Origin of the sequence: Pararhizobium polonicum (assembly GCF_001687365.1) — a bacterium.
GTDB classification, from domain to species: Bacteria; Pseudomonadota; Alphaproteobacteria; order Rhizobiales; family Rhizobiaceae; genus Pararhizobium; species Pararhizobium polonicum.
On record NZ_LGLV01000012.1, the window covers coordinates 226,055 to 247,706 of the forward strand.

21 protein-coding genes and 1 other RNA gene are annotated in these 21,652 nt (G+C 62.0%); 8 read left to right on the top strand and 14 right to left on the bottom strand.

Going from position 1 to position 21,652, the window contains the following annotated elements:
* Window positions 1–21: 21 nt before the first annotated feature.
* Window positions 22–867 (top strand): aldo/keto reductase, encoded by an 846-nt coding sequence (locus ADU59_RS19880; protein ID WP_068955925.1) that lies wholly within the window; start codon window positions 22–24, stop codon window positions 865–867.
* 49 nt (window positions 868–916) lie between these two features.
* On the opposite strand, the gene ilvN is transcribed toward ADU59_RS19880, so the two are convergent.
* Together ilvN and ADU59_RS19890 are read right to left on the bottom strand one after the other, a co-directional pair.
* The gene (gene ilvN, locus ADU59_RS19885; RefSeq protein ID WP_068955887.1) at window positions 917–1,489 is read right to left on the bottom strand and encodes an acetolactate synthase small subunit; all 573 of its coding nucleotides are present in this window, start codon (window positions 1,487–1,489) and stop codon (window positions 917–919) included.
* A gap of 22 nt (window positions 1,490–1,511) precedes the next feature.
* Window positions 1,512–3,320 carry an acetolactate synthase 3 large subunit gene (locus ADU59_RS19890; protein ID WP_068955888.1) on the bottom strand — a complete coding sequence of 603 codons (1,809 nt, stop codon included), beginning with the start codon at window positions 3,318–3,320 and terminating at the stop codon, window positions 1,512–1,514.
* A 309-nt stretch (window positions 3,321–3,629) separates the two neighbouring features.
* Between ADU59_RS19890 and ADU59_RS19895 the strand changes: the two genes are divergently transcribed.
* A complete protein-coding gene (locus ADU59_RS19895) occupies window positions 3,630–5,699 on the top strand; it encodes an ATP-binding protein (RefSeq protein WP_193427094.1) in 2,070 nt (689 codons plus the stop codon).
* Between the two features lie 31 nt (window positions 5,700–5,730).
* Here ADU59_RS19895 and miaA read toward each other — a convergent pair whose 3' ends face one another.
* Window positions 5,731–6,645 (bottom strand): tRNA (adenosine(37)-N6)-dimethylallyltransferase MiaA, encoded by a 915-nt coding sequence (miaA, locus tag ADU59_RS19900; RefSeq protein WP_068955926.1) that lies wholly within the window; start codon window positions 6,643–6,645, stop codon window positions 5,731–5,733.
* Between miaA and serB the strand changes: the two genes are divergently transcribed.
* Both serB and ADU59_RS19910 read left to right on the top strand, forming a co-directional pair.
* Window positions 6,644–7,531, top strand: a complete 888-nt coding sequence (gene serB / locus ADU59_RS19905; RefSeq protein WP_068955890.1) for a phosphoserine phosphatase SerB — start codon at window positions 6,644–6,646, stop codon at window positions 7,529–7,531. The genes miaA and serB overlap by 2 nt on opposite strands.
* The gene (locus ADU59_RS19910; RefSeq protein ID WP_068955891.1) at window positions 7,528–8,097 is read left to right on the top strand and encodes a GNAT family N-acetyltransferase; all 570 of its coding nucleotides are present in this window, start codon (window positions 7,528–7,530) and stop codon (window positions 8,095–8,097) included. Before serB ends, ADU59_RS19910 begins: the two co-directional genes overlap by 4 nt.
* A 43-nt stretch (window positions 8,098–8,140) precedes the next feature.
* On the opposite strand, the gene ADU59_RS19915 is transcribed toward ADU59_RS19910, so the two are convergent.
* The 10 genes from ADU59_RS19915 to ADU59_RS19955 form a co-directional block, all read right to left on the bottom strand.
* Window positions 8,141–9,670 (bottom strand): DegQ family serine endoprotease, encoded by a 1,530-nt coding sequence (locus ADU59_RS19915; RefSeq protein ID WP_099050888.1) that lies wholly within the window; start codon window positions 9,668–9,670, stop codon window positions 8,141–8,143.
* A 220-nt stretch (window positions 9,671–9,890) separates the two neighbouring features.
* Window positions 9,891–10,277 (bottom strand): ACT domain-containing protein, encoded by a 387-nt coding sequence (locus ADU59_RS19920; RefSeq protein ID WP_068955893.1) that lies wholly within the window; start codon window positions 10,275–10,277, stop codon window positions 9,891–9,893.
* A 3-nt stretch (window positions 10,278–10,280) separates the two neighbouring features.
* Window positions 10,281–10,451: a DUF2065 family protein gene (locus tag ADU59_RS31395; RefSeq protein WP_425332036.1), complete on the bottom strand. Its 171-nt coding sequence runs from the start codon at window positions 10,449–10,451 to the stop codon at window positions 10,281–10,283.
* A gap of 76 nt (window positions 10,452–10,527) precedes the next feature.
* The gene (gene hflC, locus ADU59_RS19925; RefSeq protein WP_068955894.1) at window positions 10,528–11,445 is read right to left on the bottom strand and encodes a protease modulator HflC; all 918 of its coding nucleotides are present in this window, start codon (window positions 11,443–11,445) and stop codon (window positions 10,528–10,530) included.
* Window positions 11,445–12,569, bottom strand: coding sequence for an FtsH protease activity modulator HflK (hflK, locus tag ADU59_RS19930; RefSeq protein WP_068955895.1), 1,125 nt, complete (start codon window positions 12,567–12,569; stop codon window positions 11,445–11,447). The genes hflC and hflK overlap by 1 nt, the downstream gene beginning before the upstream one ends.
* Before the next feature lie 150 nt (window positions 12,570–12,719).
* Entirely contained in the window at window positions 12,720–13,235 is a 516-nt protein-coding gene (locus ADU59_RS19935; protein WP_068955927.1) for a dihydrofolate reductase, read from the bottom strand.
* Window positions 13,228–13,833 carry a glutathione S-transferase family protein gene (locus ADU59_RS19940; RefSeq protein ID WP_068955896.1) on the bottom strand — a complete coding sequence of 202 codons (606 nt, stop codon included), beginning with the start codon at window positions 13,831–13,833 and terminating at the stop codon, window positions 13,228–13,230. The genes ADU59_RS19935 and ADU59_RS19940 overlap by 8 nt, the downstream gene beginning before the upstream one ends.
* Before the next feature lie 28 nt (window positions 13,834–13,861).
* Window positions 13,862–14,728, bottom strand: coding sequence for a TIR domain-containing protein (locus tag ADU59_RS19945; protein WP_068955897.1), 867 nt, complete (start codon window positions 14,726–14,728; stop codon window positions 13,862–13,864).
* Window positions 14,725–15,519, bottom strand: coding sequence for a thymidylate synthase (locus tag ADU59_RS19950; protein ID WP_068955898.1), 795 nt, complete (start codon window positions 15,517–15,519; stop codon window positions 14,725–14,727). The genes ADU59_RS19945 and ADU59_RS19950 overlap by 4 nt, the downstream gene beginning before the upstream one ends.
* A 106-nt stretch (window positions 15,520–15,625) precedes the next feature.
* A complete protein-coding gene (locus ADU59_RS19955; RefSeq protein ID WP_068955899.1) occupies window positions 15,626–15,934 on the bottom strand; it encodes a DUF2853 family protein in 309 nt (102 codons plus the stop codon).
* Window positions 15,935–16,077: 143 nt separating this feature from the next.
* Between ADU59_RS19955 and ssrA the strand changes: the two genes are divergently transcribed.
* The 4 genes from ssrA (at window position 16,078) to ADU59_RS19975 (ending at window position 17,726) form a co-directional block, all read left to right on the top strand.
* Window positions 16,078–16,476: a transfer-messenger RNA gene (ssrA, locus tag ADU59_RS19960) on the top strand.
* 165 nt (window positions 16,477–16,641) lie between these two features.
* Complete coding sequence (locus ADU59_RS19965; protein WP_068955900.1) at window positions 16,642–17,163, top strand: SspB family protein; 522 nt, start codon at window positions 16,642–16,644, stop codon at window positions 17,161–17,163.
* 28 nt (window positions 17,164–17,191) lie between these two features.
* Window positions 17,192–17,398, top strand: coding sequence for a DUF4169 family protein (locus tag ADU59_RS19970; protein WP_068955901.1), 207 nt, complete (start codon window positions 17,192–17,194; stop codon window positions 17,396–17,398).
* A gap of 106 nt (window positions 17,399–17,504) precedes the next feature.
* Window positions 17,505–17,726, top strand: coding sequence for a ribbon-helix-helix domain-containing protein (locus ADU59_RS19975; protein ID WP_068955902.1), 222 nt, complete (start codon window positions 17,505–17,507; stop codon window positions 17,724–17,726).
* 35 nt (window positions 17,727–17,761) lie between these two features.
* On the opposite strand, the gene ADU59_RS19980 is transcribed toward ADU59_RS19975, so the two are convergent.
* Window positions 17,762–21,610, bottom strand: coding sequence for an AsmA family protein (locus ADU59_RS19980; protein WP_068955903.1), 3,849 nt, complete (start codon window positions 21,608–21,610; stop codon window positions 17,762–17,764).
* Window positions 21,611–21,652 lie beyond the last annotated feature (42 nt).

Genomic DNA, 21,652 nt, shown 5'->3' on the forward strand with positions numbered 1-21,652 from the left:
ATTGAAGACAAGGATCACATCATGCAGAACGCCATACCCACCACAGCCTTCCCTTCCGGCAAGACCGTTCCCGTGCTTGGCCAGGGCACCTGGCACATGGGTGAGCGCAAGACGAGCGCCAGCGAGGAGGCAAAATGCCTGCGGCATGGCCTCGATCTCGGCATGACGCTGATCGACACCGCCGAAATGTATGCCGATGGCGGTGCCGAGCGGATTGTCGCGGAAGCGATCAGGGGACGCCGCGACGATGCCTTCCTGGTGAGCAAGGTGCTGCCCTCCAATGCCAGCCGCGACGGCACGGTCAAGGCCTGCGAAGCCAGCCTGAAGCGGCTCGGCACCGATCACATCGACCTCTATCTCCTTCACTGGCGCGGCCGCTACCGCCTCGCAGAAACCGTCGAGGCCTTCGAGACCCTGCGTCAGGCCGGCAAGATCGGTGCCTGGGGCGTCTCCAATTTCGATACCGACGATATGGAAGAACTTCTCGGCGTGCCGGACGGCGGCAACGTCGCGGCCAATCAGGTGCTCTACAATCTGGCCCGGCGCGGCATCGAATACGACCTGTTGAAGGATAGCCAGATGCGCGGCATTCCGGTCATGGCCTATTCGCCGCTCGACGAGGGCCGTTTGCTGCGCCACCCCGATCTCATCCATATCGCCAAGGCCCATCAGGCAACCGTCGCGCAGGTGGCGCTTGCCTTCCTGATCCGCAATCCCGGCGTTATCGTCATTCCGAAAACCGGCATGCCGGAACGCGTCCGCGAAAACCGGGCCGCAGTCGAGGTGCATCTGACCGACGACGATCTGGCTATCCTCGACAGGGCTTTCCCGCCACCGGGCAGAAAAATGCCGCTGGAGATGATCTGAGCGGCATCGTCCCCATATGAAAGGGGCGCCCGGTGGCGCCCCTCATCATTCACATCCCCTGCGGGCCGCGGTTCATCGCCGCGATGCCGGTGCGGCAGACTTCCAGAACGCCGAGCGGCTTCATGATCGCCACGAACTGGTCGATCTTGGACGACTTTCCAGTGATTTCGAGGATGAAATGTTCCAGCGTCGCGTCGATCACCTTGGCGTGGAAGGCATCGGCCAGACGCAGCGTTTCCGCCCGGGTCTCGCCCTGCCCGCTGACCTTGACCAGCGCCACTTCACGCTCGATCGGCCGGTCATGGCCGAGTTCGGCGGCGCGAACCGTCAGATCGACGACGCGGTGAACCGGAACGATGCGCTCCAGCTGTGCCTTGATCTGCTCCAGCACGTGCGGCGTGCCGCGCGTGACGATGGTGATGCGCGACAGGTGCGACTGGTGCTCGGTTTCCGAAACCGTCAGGCTTTCGATGTTGTAGCCACGGCCGGAAAACAGGCCGATGACGCGGGCTAGGACGCCCGGCTCGTTGTCGACGAGAACCGATAGCGTGTGGTTTTCCGCCTTCTCGGTTTCCTTGGCGATGAAATAGGCGGAGCCGGTCGGCTGAAGATGTGCGTTCATGATCGTGTCCTTTTCCTATTCATCAAACCAGTGCGCGGCCCTTGGCGTCGATCGCATTGGCGACCGCTTCGTCCGTGGCCTCGTCCGGCAGCAGCATCTCGTTATGTGCCTTGCCCGAGGGGATCATCGGGAAGCAGTTGGCGAGATTGGCGACGCGGCAATCGAAGATCACCGGCGCCGGGCTGTCGATCATCTGCTGGATTGCCGCATCGAGATCGGCCGGCTTGTCGCAGCGGATGCCGACGCCGCCATAGGCCTCGGCCAGCTTCACGAAATCGGGCATGGCTTCGGTATAGGAGTTGGACAGACGGTTGCCGTGCAGCAGCTGCTGCCACTGACGGACCATGCCCATGTACTGGTTGTTGAGGATGAAGATCTTGACCGGCAAGTTATGCTGCACGGCGCAGGACATTTCCTGGATGCACATCTGGATCGACGCGTCGCCGGCAATGTCGATGACGAGGGCATCGGGATGGGCGACCTGAACGCCGATCGCCGCCGGGAAGCCGTAACCCATGGTGCCGAGACCGCCCGAGGTCATCCAGCGGTTGGGCTGTTCGAAACCATAGAACTGCGCCGCCCACATCTGGTGCTGGCCGACTTCGGTGGTGATGTAGGTGTCGCGATGCTTGGTCAGCTCGTACAGGCGCTGAATGGCATATTGCGGCATGATGACGTCGTCGCTCATCTTGTAGGCCAGCGAGTTGCGGCCGCGCCAGCGAACGATTCCTTCCCACCAGTCGGCCAGACGCGCCTTGTCGGCATCCTTGGCCGAGGCCCGCCAGACGCGAACCATGTCTTCCAGAACATTGCCGATATCGCCGATGATCGGAACGTCGACGCGAACGGTCTTGTTGATCGACGACGGGTCGATATCGATATGGATCTTCTTGGAGTTCGGCGAAAAGGCATTGAGACGGCCGGTGATGCGGTCGTCGAAGCGGGCCCCGATGCAGACCATGACGTCGCAATCGTGCATCGCCATGTTGGCCTCGAAGGTACCGTGCATGCCCAGCATGCCCAGCCAGTTGTCGCCCGATGCGGGATAGGCGCCCAGCCCCATCAGCGTCGAGGTGATCGGGAAATTGGTCAGCTCTACCAGTTCGCGCAGCAGCTTGGAGGCTTCAGGGCCGGAATTGATGACACCGCCGCCGGAGTAGATGACCGGGCGGCGGGCGCCTTTCATCATCTCGATGGCCTGCTCGATCTGGCGCATGTCGCCCTGCAGCTTCGGCTGATAGCTCGCCTGGATCGGAGCGGCCGAAGGCGGCGTATAGGTGCCGGTGGCGAACTGGACGTCCTTGGGAATATCGACGACGACCGGGCCGGGACGGCCGGACTGGGCGATGCGGAACGCTTCATGGATGATGCGCGCGAGATCGTTGACATCCTTGACCAGCCAGTTGTGCTTGGTGCAGGGCCGCGTGATGCCGACGGTATCGCATTCCTGGAAGGCATCCGAGCCGATCAGCGAGGTCGGCACCTGGCCGGTCAGGCAGACGAGCGGGATACTGTCCATCAGCGCATCCTGCAGCGGCGTGACGGCATTGGTGGCGCCCGGACCGGAGGTCACCAGCATGACGCCGACCTTGCCGGTCGAGCGGGCATAGCCTTCGGCCATATGGCCGGCGCCCTGCTCGTGACGGACGAGGATGTGCTGGATATCCTCCTGCTGGAAGATCTCGTCATAGATCGGCAGGACGGCACCGCCCGGATAGCCGAAAATATGCTCCACACCATTGTCCCTCAGTGCCTGAAGAACAATTTCCGCCCCAGTCATGCGATTGTCCTGCATCTGGTCACCCTGCGTCTGATTTTCTGTGCCGCTCATTGGCCTGTTTCCGTCCATGTTCGCGTTTTGGCTGTGAGTATCGTGTTTGAAGGCATAAAAAAAGGCCCCGTAAGGGCCTCGTGTCTGCGCATGGGTGGCTATCGCCGGATGGTTACACCATCCTGCCCATGCGCCGTCCCACCACAAGAATTGCTGCGATTTTTTTCATGGACGCGAGTGATAAACAGAAATGGCAGCTCCGTCAACGCCTTTCCCGAAAACAACCGGAACGGGTTCGAAACGGCACAAACTCGCGCAACCCACAGAAACAACTTATTAAATCCCTTCCGATAGTGTTGCAAACACTCGATGAGAGGTTTCGTATTGCTGAACAATGAGCTTCAAACTTCGACCAGTGCCGGAGAGCAGGATAGACGCGACGCCCTGAAACGGGGCAACCGCTTCCTCGGCCGCGTCGTTGCGTGCAGCGGTTCGCGTGCGACGATTGCAGCCATTGCCGAAAACGGCGAAACCTCGCTGACCGAATTGTGGTCCGTCGGCCGGTTGATTTCAATCACCGTCGGCAAGAACCGCGTCGTTGCCCTCGTCTATTCCATGCAGACCGCCACCAACGAATGGGGCGAAGAACTCGACAATACGTTCCGCATCGAAGTGGAGCTGATGGGCGAAGTCCATGTCGGTCCTTCCGGGAAGGAAGAGTTTTCCGCCGGCATCAGCCAGTATCCCTATCTCGGCGCCATCGCCCACCGTATCCGCGCCGCCGACCTTGCCCGCATCTACGATGCCGGCAAGGACGAAACCTGCGTCATCGGCAGGCTGACGCAGGACGAAAGCCTGGATGCCGCCATCCATATTCCCTCGATGCTGTCAAAGCACTTTGCCATCGTCGGCACCACCGGCGTCGGCAAATCGACAGCCGTGACCCTGCTGCTGCGCAAGGCCATCGAATCCGATCCGAAGCTGCGCGTTCTGATCCTCGATCCGCACAACGAATTCGCCGCCGCCTTCCCGGATCTGGCCGTCGTCATCGACACCGACAATCTCGACCTGCCCTTCTGGTTGATGAAGCTGGAGGAGTTCGCCGAGGTCGTCTTCCGTGGCCGGCCACCGGTGCCGGAAGAGCTCGACATCCTGCGCGATGTCATTCCCGAAGCGAAAAGGGCTTTCAAGGGCTCCGCCGATTCCGGCCTTGCGCGCCGCACCAGCGAAAAAAGCTCGATGACCGCCGATACGCCGGTTCCCTATCGCATCGCCGATCTGCTGGCGATGATCGATGAGCGCATCGGCCGGCTGGAAGGGCGCAGCGACAAGCCGCACCTGCGCTCGCTCAAGATCAAGGTGATCGGCGCGATCAACGATCCGCGCTACAATTTCATGTTCTCCTCGAACACGATCACCGACACGATCCTGGAGACGATCGCCAAGATCTTCCGCATTCCCGGTGACGGCAGGCCGATCACCACCTTCCAGCTCGCCGGCATTCCGTCCGAGGTCGTCAATTCCGTCGCCTCGGTGCTGTGCCGCATGGCGTTCGAAATCGGCCTGTGGAGCAATGGCGGCGTTCACATGCTGGTGGTCTGCGAGGAGGCGCACCGCTACGTTCCCTCCGATCCCAGCCTCGGCTTCGTGCCGACACGGCAGGCCATCGCCCGCATCGCCAAGGAAGGCCGCAAATACGGCGTCTCCCTCGGCATCATCACCCAGCGCCCCGGCGAACTCGATCCGACCATCCTGTCGCAGTGCTCGACGGTCTTTGCCATGCGCCTCTCCAACGACCGCGACCAGGATATCATCCGCTCGGCCATCCCCAACTCGTCGATTTCCTCGACCAGCTTCATCTCCTCGATCGGAAACGGCGAGGCCATCGCCTTCGGTGAGGCGGTCGCCGTGCCGATGCGCATGCTGTTTACCCGCGTCGACGAGAAGAGCCTGCCGAAAGCCAATGGCGTTGCCGTCAAGGTGACGGATGAAACCCCGGACACCGTCGATCTGCGCACGGTCGTGGCCCGCATGCGGGCGATGAACGGGCCGGACATTTCCGGCTTCCAGCAGGCCTATTCGGCCAGCCTTGGCGGCTCGGATCCGGATATGACCTGGACGGACGACAGTTTCCCCGACGCCAAGGCGCCTGAAGAAACAGCTGTGATGCGGCAGCAGGACGCGGATATGCCCGCTGTCGAACCCTACAACCCCGCCATGCTGCCACGGGCCGAGCCTGCCAATCCGCAGCTCCAGCGCTTCAACCAGATCCGCAACCAGCTGCTCTCGGACGAGCCGCCGGAACAGCCGCAGGCAGCCCCTTACCGGGCACCGCCACGCCCCGCGCCAAGCTTTGCCCAACCTGGTCCGGACCAGCCCCGGCTATCCCTGCGCGAAAGCCTGCTGAAAAAGCCGCTGAGCAGCATTATCCGCAAATAGCCGGAACGAAGCACCACCGGCTGTTCCCGGTTTACAGACCATCGCCCTTTTGCGGGTCCCAGCGCAGCCAGCTGTCGTCCAGCTGGTTGCGGAACCAGGTCATCTGCCGCTTGGCATATTGGCGTGTGGCGGCAGAGGCCGTTTCGATGACCTCGGCCTTGCGCATCGTGCCTGCAAGCATGGCCGCGATCTGCGGCACACCGATCGCCTTCATCGCCGGCATTTCCGGTTTCAGATCGAGCGCCAGAAGCGCTTTCACCTCCTCGACCGCACCACTCTCCAGCATTCCGGCAAAACGCCGGTCGATCCGCTGGCGCAGCAAGGCCCGCTCCGGCAGCACGACGATCTTCAGGGCCTGATCGGGATCGATCGCGACCGGCCCCTGCCGCGCCTGGAAGACCCGGATCGACTGGCCGGTGGCCTCGACTATTTCCAGAGCCCGCGCGATACGCTGGCCGTCCCCCGGCCGCAGGCTCCCGGCCGTCTCCGGATCTTTCTGCGCCAGCACGGCATGCAGGGCCTCGGCCCCCTCTTCCCGCAACCGCCGCCGCACACCGTCGCGAATTTCGGCCGCAACCGCGGGCATATCCGACAGGCCGCCGGTCAGCGCCTTGAAATAGAGCCCCGTGCCGCCGACGAAGACCGGGATACGCTTCTCGCTGCGGACCGCCGCCAGAACCTTAACCGCGTCGCGAAACCAGTCGCCGGTGGAATAATGCCTTGAGGCGGGAACATGGCCGTAAAGATGATGCGCAATGCCCTGCATATCCGCTTCGAACGGGCGCGCCGTCAGCGTGTGCAGCGTGTCGTAGACCTGCATGCTGTCGGCATTGATGACCACGCCATCGTGCCGTTTCGCCATCTCCACGGCAAGAGCGGACTTGCCGCTGGCGGTCGGCCCGGTTATCAGGATCGCATCCTGTCCAATCTCAAGGTTTTTCATCATGGCCTTCGTTGCCACGCTTGTTGCCAATCCGTCAAATCCCGTTCTGACCACAGCGCTCGCCGAGGAAGCCGCAGCAGCGGTCGATGCGTCCGGCCTCTACTGGCTTGCCGACGGCGTCGCCTGCGATATCGCGCTGAAGGACGGCGGCAATCTCGACTGGCTGGAAGCGCTGCTGCGCGGCGTGGTCGGCGATGCCCCCGTCGATGTCGTCGTCCAGAATGCCGAGACCCGCCGCAAGAAACTTCTGATCGCCGACATGGATTCCACCATGATCGGCCAGGAATGCATCGACGAACTGGCCGCCGAAGCCGGATTGAAGGACAAGGTCGCCGACATCACCGCCCGCGCCATGAACGGCGAGATCGCCTTCGAGCCGGCCCTGATCGAGCGTGTCGCCCTGCTCAAGGGCCTGCCGCTCAGCGTCGTCGGTGAGGTCATTGCAAAACGCATCACCCTGACCCCCGGCGGTCCGGAACTGGTCGCGACGATGAAGGCCAAGGGTTACTACACCGCACTGGTCTCCGGCGGCTTCACCGTCTTTACCGGCCCGATCGCCACCACGCTTGGCTTCAACGAGAACCGCGCCAATATCCTGCTCGAAAAGGACGGCCATCTCACCGGTGCCGTCGCCGAGCCGATCCTCGGCAAACAGGCCAAGGTCGATGCGCTCATCGACATCACGACGAAGCTCGGCATTTCGACCGCCGATGCCCTTGCCGTCGGCGATGGCGCCAACGATCTCGGCATGCTGCATCTGGCCGGCGCCGGCGTCGCCCTGCATGCCAAGCCCGTCGTTTCCTCGCAGGTCAAGATCCGCATCGACCACGCCGATCTCACCGCCCTGCTCTACATCCAGGGCTACAGAAAGACGGATTTCGTCCGGTGATCACCGTCGAAACCCAGCGGCTGCGCATCCGCAACTGGCTGGAGACCGACCGGCCGCTGTTTGCCGAAATCAACGCCGACCCGAAGGTGATGGAATTTTTTCCGCGCCGACGCTCGCGGCAGGAATCCGATGCACTGATGGACGAAGTCCGCCAGAGGATCGACGAAACGGGGTTTGGCTTCTTCGCCCTGGCGCTCAAGGACACCGACGAGCCGATCGGCTTTCTCGGACTGGCGCGCCCCGACCTCGAACCGCACCTGCCGAACGGCACGGTCGAGATCGGCTGGCGGCTGGCCGTTCGCTTCTGGCGGCACGGCTATGTCACAGAAGCATCCGAAGCGATGCTGCGCCACGGCTTTGAAACGCACGGCCTTGCCGAAATCGTCTCCTTCGCGGTGGCAGACAACACCCGCTCCACCGCCGTCATGCAACGCCTCGGTTTGCGCCATGACCCGGCGCGCGACTTTCTGCATCCGCGCGTGCCCGACACGGCAGCCCATCTCAAGCGCCACGTCCTCTATGCGATCAGCCGGGACGAATGGTTGAAACGGCAAGGGCGGACCTGACGGCCCGCCCTGTTCAACGGCAGCACGGATTGGGCGCAGCCGCCTATTCGATCCGGACTGTGACGAAACGCAGCTCGCCGGTCTTGTTGGCGATCATCAGCAGCGCGTTGCGCCGGCCATCGGCCTTCAATTCCTCGACCCGCGCCGATACGTCCTCCGGCGTCTTCATCGCTTCCTGGCCAATCTCGACGATCACGTCGCCGGATGTGATCCGCCGTTCAGCGGCCGCCGATTGCGGCTGCACCTCGGCGACGACAACGCCCTCGACATCATCGGAAATGCCATAGGTCTTGTGGCTTTCGGCATCGAGCATGGCAAGCTTCATGCCCAGCACCACGTCGGAGGCTGGCAGTTCGGCGGCGGGCGGCTCGGCCTGGTCGGTGCCTTCCTCGGTTTGCGAAGGCTTGGCGGCCTCCGCTTCCGCCGTGTTTTCGCCGTCTTCCAGGCGGCCGAGCGTCACCTTGACCGTCATCTCCTTGCCATCGCGGATGATCACGACATCGACGGCCTTGCCGACAGGGCTTTCGGCCACGACGCGCGGCAGGTCGCGCATCTCGACGACATCGCGGCCGTCGAATTTGACGATTACGTCGCCGGTCTTCACCTCGCCGCCATCGACCGGGCCGCCCTGGATGATACCGGCAACCAGCGCCCCCTTCGGCGTGTCCATCTTCAGGCTCTCGGCGATATCGGCGGTCACCGGCTGAATACGCACACCCAGCCAGCCGCGATGGGTTTCGCCGAATTCCCTGAGCTGCGAAATGACGTTGGTGGCAAGCTCGGTAGGAACCGAGAAGCCGATGCCGATCGATCCGCCGCTCGGCGAAATGATCGCCGTGTTGATGCCGATGACCTCGCCCTTCATGTTGAACAGCGGACCGCCGGAATTGCCCTTGTTGATCGCCGCATCGGTCTGGATGAAATTGTCATAGGGACCGGCATTGATGTTGCGGCCGCGCGCCGAGATGATGCCCACCGTCACCGTGCCGCCGAGCCCGAACGGGTTGCCGATGGCCATCACCCAGTCACCAATGCGCATCGTGCGCGAGTCGCCGAGCGGAACGGCGGTGAGCGGCTTCTTCGGCTCGACCTTCAGCACCGCAAGATCGGTCTTGGTATCCGTGCCGATCAGCTTTGCCTTCAGCTTGGTGCCGTTGGCAAAATTGATCTCGATATCGTCGGCACCCTCGATCACGTGGTTGTTGGTGACGATGACGCCGGACGGATCGATGACGAAGCCGGACCCGAGAGAATTGACCGTGCGCTGGCGATTGCCGCCCTCGCCGCTCTGCCCCTTGAAGAATTCGTCGAAGAAATCCTGGAACGGCGAACCTTCCGGCACCTTCGGTATCGGCGCCTGGTCGTCGTTCTTCACATTCTGCGAGGTGGAGATGTTGACGACGGCGTCCAGCAGTCCGGCCGCGAGATCGGCAACGGAATCCGGCCCCTGCTGCGTCTGCGCCGGAGCTTTCGTCTGGGCCTGAGCGGCCGACAGCACCGGCACGGAGTTCAACAGCAGGGCTGCGCTTGCAGCGAGCGTGGCGGACCGGAAGAAGGAAGCGCGGATGGACAAGCCCATGGGGTCCTCTCGATTTGCAATGGCATACCGCCGCCAAGACCGGCCGGCAGGAAGATAGTCGTCAGACGGACAGGGATCGCGGCTGCGCAATCGGCCCTTCGTCAGCCCCGCCGTGCAATATGGCGTCGAATCTATGCGAAGATAAGGCGGATTTGGGACGCGTCCAGTCATCTTTTCGTTAGCACCCCGGGGAGAAACCCCGGGCGCCGGTCTCTCAGGTCATGATCTCGTGGCCATAGGCCTTCAGGGCCGCCGTGGCCTTGTCGAGGTCAGAGCCGGTGATGAAGATGTAATCGGTGCTGAAGGTCGAGTTGGCGAAGATGCCGACACCGGCCGCCGACAGCGGATTCAGCACGGACGCCAGAACGCCGGGAACATCGAAACTGAAATGCTGCTCGATACGGAAGCAGCGCCAGCCGCCGGACGACTGGATATTGGCGGGAATGCGCGCCGCCCGGCAGACGAGCGTCATTTCCTCGCGCGAACTCGAGACCGCCCAGAACCCCGCCCCCGTCAGCCATTCCGGCAGCGGTGTTCCGATATTGAGCCGTGTGATCGCATATTCTGCGTCCACCAGGCGAATAAGCAATTTATGTGTCATGTCCTATCCTCGCACCATCCAGACAAGTGCGACGCCGATGGCGGCGGAGACAAGCCCGAACAGCCGCAACTGTTGCTCCGGAATATAATACCAAGTTTCGATAGCAGGAGCTCGTAGGTTCCTACTATCGAAACGTGGTGTCAGGCAATCGTTTCGCCATTTCCACCAAAACAAAAGGGGCCAGTGCGTACACCAGCCCCCGATGATCAGGAAAATGCAATTCCTGTCAGAAGATCACCCATGTCGCCGATCAGTTTCCTGCAGCGGGCTGGGTGGCGGACGGAGCGGGTGCACCATCCGAACTGTTGAAATAACGGAAGAATTCCGAGTCCGGCGCCAGCACCAGCGTCGTGTCCGGGCTGCCGATCGCCTGATCATAGGCGGTCATCGAGCGATAGAACTCGAAGAACTTCGGATCGCGGGAAAACGCATCGGCAAACACCGCTGTCCGTTCGGCTTCACCTTCACCGCGCAGGATTTCCGAATCGCGCTGCGCTTCGGCAACGAATTCGACAACCTGACGGTCGGCAACGGCACGGCGCGTCTGGCCCTTTTCGTTACCGCGGGCCCGGATCAGTTCGGCTTCCGCCAGACGTTCGGCCTTCATACGCTCGTAGGTCTGCTGCGAGACTTCCTGCGTCAGGTCGGTCCGCTGGATACGCACGTCCTCGATGTTGAGGCCGAGCGATTCGGCGTCGGTCTTCAGGTCGGAGCGGACTTCGCGCATCATCGACGCACGCTCTTCGGACAGCGCCGATTCAAAGCCGCGCAGACCGTAGACCCGGCGCAGCGAGGCGTCGAGACGGGTGCGAAGGCGTGATTCGGCCGATGCCCGGTCGCCGGAGACCGTTTCGCGGAAGCGCCGCGCATCGGCGATCTTGTAGATCACGAACGCATCGACTTCATAGAACTTGCCGCCGGACACCTGCACGCGGATGTTGTCCAGGTCGAAACGCAGCGCCTGCTTTTCGACATACTGAACGCGGTCGGCATCCATGAAGGCGAAGGGCAGCTTGAAATAGAGGCCCGGCTCGGTCTTGACGTCCTTGATCTGACCGAAGCGCACGACGATCGCCTGCTGACGCTGGTTGACGATGAAGACGGAGGAATAGACCACCATGAGGACCAGCGCGAAGCCGATCAGGATGTAGGGGAGACGATTGTTCATTACTGGGCCCCTCCCGACTGCGCGGGCTTGACGATTTCATTGAGCGGCAGATACGGCAGGACGCCCTGGCCGTTCTTCTCGTCGAGAATGACCTTCTTGGACTTGCCGAGAACGCTCTGCATCGTTTCCAGATAGAGACGCTTGCGCGTCACGTCCGGGGCCTTCGCATAGGCGTCATAGACCGAGATGAAGCGCTGCGCCTCACCCTGTGCTTCCTTGACGACGCGGCCCTTGTAGGCGGCGGCCTCTTCGCGCAGCTGGGCTGCCTGTCCACGCGCCTTGCCGAGCACCTGGTTGGCATACTGGTTGGCTTCCTCGACGAAACGGTCTTCGTCCTGCTCGGCGCGCTGCACCTCGTCGAACGCATCGGCCACTTCACGCGGCGGAGCCGCGTCCTCGATGGCGACCGTGTTGACGGAGATGCCGGCGCCGTAGCTGTCCATCGTCGCCTGGATCGTCGTCTTCACGTCGGCTGCGATCGCCTGACGGTTGTCGCGGAAAATGTCCTGGGCCGGACGGCGGCCGACGACTTCGCGCATGGCGCTTTCGGAAACCTGCTGCAGCGTGTCGGACGGATCCTCGACGTTGAAGAGATAGGCCTTCGGGTCGGTCACGGAAAACAGCACGGAAAACTGGACGTTGACGATGTTCTGATCGCCCGAAAGCATCAGGCCCGCGGCCAGCTGATCGCTAGCGCCCGCCCTGCTGCCGATATTCTGCTGCTGCTCGGTGATCTTGACCATTTCGACCGTTTCAAACGGCCAGAAATGATAGTGCAGCCCCGGCATGGAAATCTCGTCCTTCGGCTTGCCGAAACGCATCTCGACGCCGCGCTCGTCCGGCTGGACCGTGTAGATCGAGTTGATCAGGATGAAGCCGACGACAAGAAGACCGATGATCGCGGCGACACCGCCGTTGAACCCACCCGGCACGACGCTTTTCAGCTGGTCCTGACCCCGGCGGAAGATTTCTTCCAGATCCGGTGGGCCGCCATTGCCACGGCCACCGCCGCCGCCACGCGGCCGCTGCGGCCCCTGGCCCCAGGGCCCTTTATTTCCGCCGCCGCCACCGCCGCCCCAAGGACCGCCGCCGCCACCGCCACCGTTCTGATTGCTCCAGGGCATTCATACCTCTTCCATAGAAAAAATTCCGAGATCAATGCCCCGCGAACACGCCGCAGGCCATGATGTGAAACCGTTATAGGTATCTCCAGAACGGCTTTCAACGCGGCGTAACCAACTTCACCGTAAATCCGGCAAAATAGTTAGCATTGCTCAGCTTTTCCGCCGCCAAGTCGAGAAATGCATGGCGTGACTATCCTTTTCGCCGCGCGGCAGGGGCTCATCGACGGTCTTTTCAAAAATTGCAGGATCGATCGTGGGAAACCGGGTGTCGCCATCCACCTCGGCTGCGACCGTGGTGACGTGCAGGATATCGGCCAGCCCGATCGCCTGACGATAGATCTCGCCGCCGCCGATGACGCAGACCTCGCCTGTCCCGAGTTCGACGGCCAAGCGGCGGCCTTCAGCAAGCGCTGCTTCCAGCGATGCAACGACAACCGCCCCCTCCGCCGTGAAATTCGCGTCACGGCTGATGACGATGTTGGGACGGCCCGGCAGCGGCCTTCCGATCGAGGCCCAGGTCTTGCGCCCCATGATCACGGGTTTCCCAAGCGTCAGCGCCTTGAAGCGCTTGAGGTCGCTGGGCAGATGCCACGGCAGTCCTCCGTCACGGCCGATGATGCCGTTCGAGGAAACCGCGACGACGAGGGTCACGTTCGGTTCAGTCATGAAATCCATCCGGTTTGGCGTCGATCTCGCGGGCGCGGGCAAGGGCCGGACGCGCTGTCACCGACTGTACATAGTGATCGACGACGGTACTGTCCGGCAACAGCTTGCGCATCCAGGCCAGCCCGCTCACCAGCAAGAGGTCGACGGCGCTGATTGTGCTGCCGAGCAGGTATGGCTGCTTCGTCAGCGTCCCGATCACGTGCATGCACATGTCGTCATAGGTCTTGAGAAGAGCCGGGTTGCTCGCAGCAACGCCCGACAGGAAAGCGCTTCCGGCCGGCTCGATCACGCCGGCATAATAGGCAAGCCAGGACAGGTAGGCGCCACGCTCGGGATGGCCGACCGGCCGGCCCAGCTCCGAACCGGGATAAAGCTCGACCAGATACTGGACGACCGCCGCCGATTCGGTGACCAGCGCGCCGTTATGCAGAAGAGCCGGAACCTGTTTGTGCGGATGCGGATTGTCATCGTCCGGCCCGCCCGAACCGTCCCGGCGGCGGATGGAGACATAGCGGATGTCATACTCCGCCCCCAGTTCCTCAAGCAGCCAGATGATGCGCGAAGAGCGCGAACGCGGCGCATGGATCAAGGTCAGCATATGGTCCTCCCCTTCAGGTCAATTCCGTTTAACTGGCCACTTTCCATTTCTCGTAAAGCTTTGCCAATTGTGGAATCTCTTGCCAGTAGTCATCGGGATCGACCCATCCAACCGGTCCGCGTGATGTTGCATAAAATGGCCAAAAAGAAAGAATGGCAGCTTCAAACGTAGATTTTGCCGCCTGCTCCTCAAGCGCACCGGTAACAATGCCGTCTGCAAGACTTTCAAGAAATGCATAAATCTTCATAATCTCGTTTGAAGCGCCCTGAAACTCTTCGCTACGTGGGTCGTGATCAAGAAGGCGAATACGGCTTCGAGCCGCTGCCATATCACTCTCGTTCCACAAACGCACATAATCTTCCACTGACGTTTTTTCCCAAAAACGGCTGGGCAAAACTGAGTTCTCAGCTTCCTTGCCATCCGCAATTTCTGCGGCTCTCAAAGCTGCGCGAATTTGATTGCAGGCCGCGCCAAGTGCAGCCACTAACCGACCATCCTGACGCTTTTCATTGTAGGATAACGGAACGATGCCAAGAAGATCAGTCGGCAGGTGCAATGCCTCGGCATGACGTGGAGCGACAAAAAAACATCGATCCCCTCCCAGTCGCCCCAGAAACAATCCCAGTTCAAAGATGACATTATCGCGAACGGAAGAATACTGACCGCCGCGCATGGTCAAGGAATCGTCCGGCGTAAAAACGAAAATTGCAAAATCATAATCTTTAAGAGATGCAATCAGCCGGGAGAGAACGACATTACTCGGCAGAAAGACACCCTGCGACCAAACGGTAACTTCCGCTTCGAAATCAAGATTTTCCTGTATCGCAAACGCCACCGGCAATCCCTCGGTAGACGAACCGACGAAAATACGCGGTTGCCGGCGCTCAACGGTCATTTTGAGACCGGCGCCTTGATATGCGCGTCTGCCTCATAGCCAGAAAGCTGGAAATCCTCGTAACGGAAAGCAAAAAGATCGATCACATCAGGATTGAGTACCATTTTCGGCAATGGCTTCGGGATACGTTCAAGCTGCAACCGCGCCTGCTCGAAATGGTCGGCATAAATATGCGTATCGCCGAACGTATGGACGAAATCGCCGGGCTGGAGGCCGCAGACCTGGGCCACCATCAGGGTCAGCAGCGCGTAGGAGGCGATATTGAAGGGCACGCCGAGGAAAACATCCGCCGAGCGCTGGTAGAGCTGGCAGGAGAGCTTGCCGTTAGAAACATAGAACTGGAACAGGCAGTGGCATGGCGGCAGCGCCATCTCGTCCACCAGTGCCGGGTTCCAGGCCGAGACGATATGCCGGCGTGAATTCGGGTTGGTCTTCAGGCCTTCGACAAGTGCCGTGATCTGATCGAGGTGACGGCCGTCATGGGTTGGCCAGGAGCGCCACTGGTAGCCGTAGACCGGGCCGAGATCGCCGTTTTCGTCGGCCCATTCGTCCCAGATGTTGACGCCGTTTTCCTTCAGGTAGGCGATGTTGGTATCGCCCTTCAGGAACCACAGCAGCTCATGGATGATGGACCTGAGATGCAGCTTCTTGGTGGTGAGGACAGGAAAGCCCTCCGCCAGATCAAACCGCATCTGGTAGCCAAAGACGGAGCGCGTCCCCGTTCCCGTCCGGTCGCTACGGTCGGAGCCGGTCTCCATCACATGGCGCAAGAGGTCGAGATATTGCTTCATAAGGTTCGCCGCCGATTCGTTTCGCGATAAATTAGGCGCAACTCGGCGGCGAACCAATCGGTAATCCCGGGTATCCCCAGACTACGATTGCCGGATCGGCTGACGATCAGAGCGTCGCCAGCTTGCCGAGGTGTTTGGCCACGAGATAGTAGAAGGTCACGCGGGACTTCGAGCGGTCGCCGGCCATGGTTTTTGCCACGGCATCGACGGCAGCATCGGCATCCGGGCCGGTCACGCCAAGCTTCTTGCCGCACCATTTTTCCTTGACCCGGTCGAGCTCGGTCTGGTCGGATGCGGAAACCAGCGAGGAATCCCTGTTGCGCAGCGCAATGCCGAGATGTTTGACAATCTTGTTTACAATCGCCTCATCAGCGCCGCTATCGTATTTCCGCACATCCGCGAGATAATCCGTCATGGTGTCTCCTCACTTGGTTGTCTTCGCGCCACGTGCCGTTCCTCTGGAAGGACGCGCACACCCGAGTTTTTTCACGCTTTGCGGGCAAGTCAAGGCCAATCCGCCGGTAATGGCCGAAAAGCGTACACTGTATTTTCGAAAAGGCCCTTTTCTTGGGGTCTCAAAAGACCTATATCCCCCTTGCCGTCTTCGGGCGGCTATGGCGATAAACAGGCGATGGAATAAACCTATTGGACCCGGGGGCGGTACCCGGCGCCTCCACCAAAAACCGGTCGATCGTGACTGACATGTCAGGGGCGACTCACATGTCAGAAATGGCAGACCGGCTTTTGATGGGGGCGAAATAGGATCGACAAGGGCGTAAAGATCGACTTTTTGCTCGGCATTGTACCACCGTTATCGGGCTAAAATTGTAGTTGCAAACGACAACTATGCGGAAGCTCGTCTCGCTGCTTAATCGCAGTGTGACACTTCAAATCAAGTCCTAAGGGGTCGCACCTTTAGGCGGGGTTCGGAGGTACCTGGCAACAGAAACCTCCACTTCTCCCCATCCGCGTCACCGTCTCCTCCGCTTTCCGGTCGCCTTCTCCATTGCCTTGAAATGGTCTATAGATGATGCAAATGACTCGTATATCAGGACTTTCCTGCGTACAGAGCCGGTGGCATACAGTGTGACAGAGTTGAGTTACAAGAAAGACGGGGATCTTATGGGCCAAGACCATATCCGCTACGACATTCTCGCGCAGGACGCCCTTCGCAGCGTCATTCGCAAGGTCCTGATTGAAGTCGCAGCGACGGGTGCCCTTCCCGGAGACCATCATTTCTTCATCACCTTTCTGACCGGCGCTCCTGGCGTGCGCATTTCCCAGCATCTGAAGGCCAAATATGCCGAGCAGATGACCATCGTCGTGCAGCACCAGTTCTGGGACCTGAAGGTCACCGAGACGCTGTTCGAAATCGGCCTGTCCTTCTCCGACACCCCGGAAAAGCTGGTCATCCCGTTCAACGCCATTCGCGGCTTCTACGATCCGTCGGTCAATTTCGAGCTTGAGTTCGATGTTGCAGCCGCCGAAGAGGAGGAGACCGCCGAAATCACCGCCTATCCCGTCGCGACGGCGGACAAGACCGCCGAGCCCGAGGGCGAAACTGCCGCTGCCAAGTCCGGCGACGACGGCAAGAAGGAGGGCGGATCGGTGGTCTCCCTCGATTCGTTCCGCAAGAAGAACTGACCCCCGCTTTCATCAGGACAGGTTCATCATGACCGGCGACGTCGTCAATCTCCGTCAGTTCCGCAAGCAGAAGGCGCGGACGGAGAAGGATAAGGCGGCCGAGCAGAACCGTATCTCCTTCGGCCGCACCAAGACCGAGAAACAGCTGACCAGAACGCTCAACGACAAGGCCAGCAAGGCCCTCGACCAGGGCAAGCGCGAGACGCCGCCGGATGTTCCCGCCGATGGCGATTGAATTTCGCGCACGGCTGAAACCTTTGAATTCGATGTAAAATCAACGAACAAGCCCAATCTCCGGAATCACTTTCAGAAAAAGATGATTCACTTTCTGAGGCGACATCGTGATCCGCAAGCATTCCGCGACACTGCATGGCCACCGCACCAGCTTTTCGCTGGAGGAGCCGTTCTGGCAGGAGCTGAAGGCGATCGCCGAAAGCCGTCAGATAGCGCTGGCGCAGCTGATCGCCGAGATCGACGACGGCCGTCCGGCCGACAGCAATCTGTCATCGGCGCTCAGGGTCCATGTGCTGAACTGGATCAAATCCCGCAACGAACAAGCCTGACAGCCAGCGTCGGCATCCCGCGACGTTCCAACCGCCTATGGCCGCGTGACGCCCGGCAGCATTTCGAAATCGAGCCCCTGCTGTGGTATCCGCACGGCCGGCTGCTGCTGGGCAGGCTGTTGCGATGCGCCGCCCTGCGTCTCCTGCGGCGCGGCCAGTGCGTCGCCGCGCAGCACGCCGCCGGTCGGATCGACCGGCAACAGGGTCTGGCTTTTCTGCTCGGCAGCCTTTCGTGCCGCCTCTTCGGCGGCCTTGGCAGCCGCAGCATCCTGCGCTGCCTTCTTCGCAGCGGCGGCATCTTCTGCTGCTTTCTTCTCGGCTTGCGCCTTGGCTTCAGCCTCCGCCTTCTGGCGCGCAGCCTCTTCGGCGGCCAGCTGACGCTGGCGCTGCTCTTCCACCGCCCGCAGCCGTGCCGCTTCCCGCTCGAGCGCATTGGCCTTGTAGAGCGCCACTTCCCGCCGCAGCCGCTGCTTTTCAAGCACGTTCGCCTGCAGCGTCTCGACACGGCGGCGTTCGCGCTCGAAGGCACGCAGCGACAGGAAATTCGACAGGTCCGCCGCATCGAAGGTCAGGCCCGGTGCATGCAGAAGCCCGGCATAATCGAGGCGCACCTGCGCCTCGGCACCGGTCAGCGCCTCTTCGCCCGGCCGCAGATCGACAGTGAGACCGGCCTTCATCCGCTCATCCGGAAAGCTGATTTCCAGATTTCCGGAAAGTGCCGCCGCCGCATCGCCCGCCGTCACGTTCTGGGCCCGCAGCGTGCCGCCGGCGATGCTGAACGGCACCGTCACCGCGCCAAGCGCCGCCTGCCCCGACAGGATTTCCTTCTCCGCCAGCGGCCTGACCTTATCCGGAGTAATCTCGCCCTGAAGATGATCGGCTGCTGCCATGATGGCCGGCAGCGCTGCGGTGTTCAAACCATGCACGACGGTATCGCGCAACGTCGCCGTGCCCGAGCCGCTGGCGGATTCGGCCATCGCCCGCGCCGTCTTGCCGGATGCCTCCATGGCCAGCGACAGATCGAACTTGCCGGCCGCAACAGCCGCTCCGCCGGTTTTCCAGGCCGCCGCATCCAGGTCGCCGTCCTTGAGGTCGAGCCGCGTCTGGAAGAAGCCGGAGCCGTCGCCATTGCCCAAAAGCAGGCGCCCCTCGACCTTGCCGCCGAGCCAGCCGCCGGCCAGCGTATTGATCTCGATCTGATCGCCCTTCCAGACAAATTTGCCCGACATGTCCGAGACGGCGCTGTAGACGCCGGGCCAGAACCGCTTGGCCGACACATCGACCGCCACGTCGAGCCCGCTCCAGGCAGGCTGCACCACCGGCGCCGACGACAGGTCGCCGCTCGCCGCATCCTGAACCGGGCCGAGGATCCCCTCGCCCAGCCAGGCAAGATCGAGCGTATCGAGCGCAATCTGGCCCGTTGCCTTGCCCGGCGTCTTCCGGTCGACCGCAAAGGTGCCGGAAAACGCGTTGCCGTCCGCCTTGCCGTCAATGGCAGAGAGCGTCACCGCATCCGGCGTCGTCGCAACATCCGCCTTCAACGCCAGCGGCAGGCCGGAGCCCATCTGCGGCAGGCCGATGCCCTGCAAGAGCAGGAACGGTTCGAAATCCTGGCTGTCCAGCGTGATCTTCGACTGGCCGGAGAGGAAATTGTCGCGCGACAGGTCGATATCGCCATTGGCCGAAAGCGCGGTCCGCGCCGTGGTGAAGGTCAGCCCGGCATTGGCCTTCTGGCCATCCGTGCCCTGAAGCTTTACCGACAGAATGGCATTCTTGTCGGCATCGAACGGCAGCGGATCAAAACCGATCTGGCCGAGCAGAACCGGTGTCGACGGGTTTTCCATCGTCGCTTCCAGCAAGATGCCCTGCCCGGTCAGCGCCTGCGCGATATCCGGCGCCTGATAGTTGGCGGCGATCTTCGTGCCGTTCGCCGTGCCGATAATGCCGAAGGTCACCGGCGCCTTGCCGTCCTGACTGCCGGCCGACAGCGTCAGGTCAAGCGCCGCATCGCTATAGTAAGGCCCGCCCTTGACCAGCCGTTCCAGCGCCGGGTGCGCGGCCGCGTGCCGCTCGATCATCTTCAGGAAGGGCGTGATGTCCGGGGATGCCAGCTTCATCTTCGCCGAAATCACCGGTGCGGTCATCTCGCCGCTCATGCGTCCCGACAGGGCAAGCTGCGTGCCGGCGATATCGCCGATCGAGACGCGCTCGGCCTGCAACTGGCCGTTCTTCAGGGTCGCCACCAGCTGCACATCGCTGGCCTCCTCGCCGAAGGCCGAGAAATGTTCGGCCGAAAGGTCGGCCGCGATCGTGTGCGACAGAAGTGTCGCGGTGGAGGCATCGCCGGCCACCAGTCCGGCCAGCGCCTGCAGCGCCTCCAGATCGATGCTGTTGCCCTTGAGCTGCAACGACAGGTTCGGTGGCGCGCCCTCCGGTGCCTGCCGCTCGATCCGGCCGCGCAGCACGGCGGGACCCGCCGCCACTTCCAACCGCTCGAACTCCTGCAACGTATCGGTGAGGTTCACCGTCGCCGAAAACCCGGCCGTCTTCAGCTTACGGATGGCCGGATCGACCGAACCGGCAAGCCAGGTCGCCAGTCCCGAAGGCTGGTTGGAGGCGACCAGCATCTCGCCGCGAAAGGCGCGATGGCCGTTCAATTGCAGCCTGCCCTTGGCCTCGAACTGCGTGCGCCCGGGCAATTGTGCGACCACATTGTCGACCATCCATCCGGCCCCGTCCGGCCGCAGATCCAGCCGGACATCGCGCACCGTCGTATCGCCGATGACGATCGCCGGCAGTTTCAGGCTCGCCCGGCCCGGCACCTGCGGGATCGGAATATCGGCGGCGATCGCCATCATCGCAGCCAGCCTCTGGCGAACGGAGATCGCCGGGTCGCGCCCGGTCTTGCCCGTCGCCCCGGCATTGCCGATGCGGCTGACGTCGATCTGCTGGCCGTCGGCCAGAAGCAGGAACTCCTGCTCCTTGCCGGTATCCAGCGTTGCCTCGCCGGTCACCAGATAGGGATCGTCCTTGGGGCCGATCTCCAGCCGGTAGTCGGGCACGCGGATGCGCTCGTTGGTCAGCTCGAATTCACCGGTCACCCGCAGCGCGGCCGATTTGTCCTGGGTCTTCTGCGCCTCCGCCGGCTTGTTTTCCGTCAGCGTGAACTTGCCCTGATAGAGCGGCTTGAAATCGACGATCTTCAGATCGCCGTCGAGTTCGACACCAAAGGGCCGCTTGTCGGGCGTCAGCCGCGAGCGCAGGCCAAGCGTGCCGGCCTCGTCAGCCTCGCTGCTGGAAAAAGCGAAGCTGCCCGCCTCACCGTCCAGCGCCGCGCGGCCTTCCACCTTCCACGGACCAGCCAGCGAACGGGCGGAAAGATCGGCCTGAAGCCCGGTGATGTGCCGCGTCCGGCCGGTCTGCTCGTCGATGAAATCGATCTGGCCGCCGGTGATGGCGACATTTTCGAGAATCACGGTCTTCGCCGGGATCGATGCCTTGCGGCCCCGCGCCCAGTCGAGCGTGCCGTCCGGCAGCAGCCGGATCTTCGCCTTCGGTGATTCCAGCCGCATGTCGAAGATCAGCGCCTCGCCGGACAGGAACGGCGCAAGCTCGGCATCCATCGAAAAATGCTCGACCTGGATCAGCGGTTCGCCGGTCTCGGACTGGCCGACGCGCACGTCATTGAGGGTAACCGAGGGGAACGGCAGCAGCCGGGCATCGACGCTGCCGTGAACGACCACGGGCTTGCCCATGATCCGGCTCGCCTCACGCTCGAAATCCTTGCGGAAATCGGTCCAGTCCACAAACAGTGGCGCAATCAGCGCGGCAAACAGCGCCACGACCAGAAGACCACCGACGAAAACCAGAATTCGCGAAAGCACCAGTTGAAAGTCCTATCCCTCTTGACCGCGCACGGTAGCGCC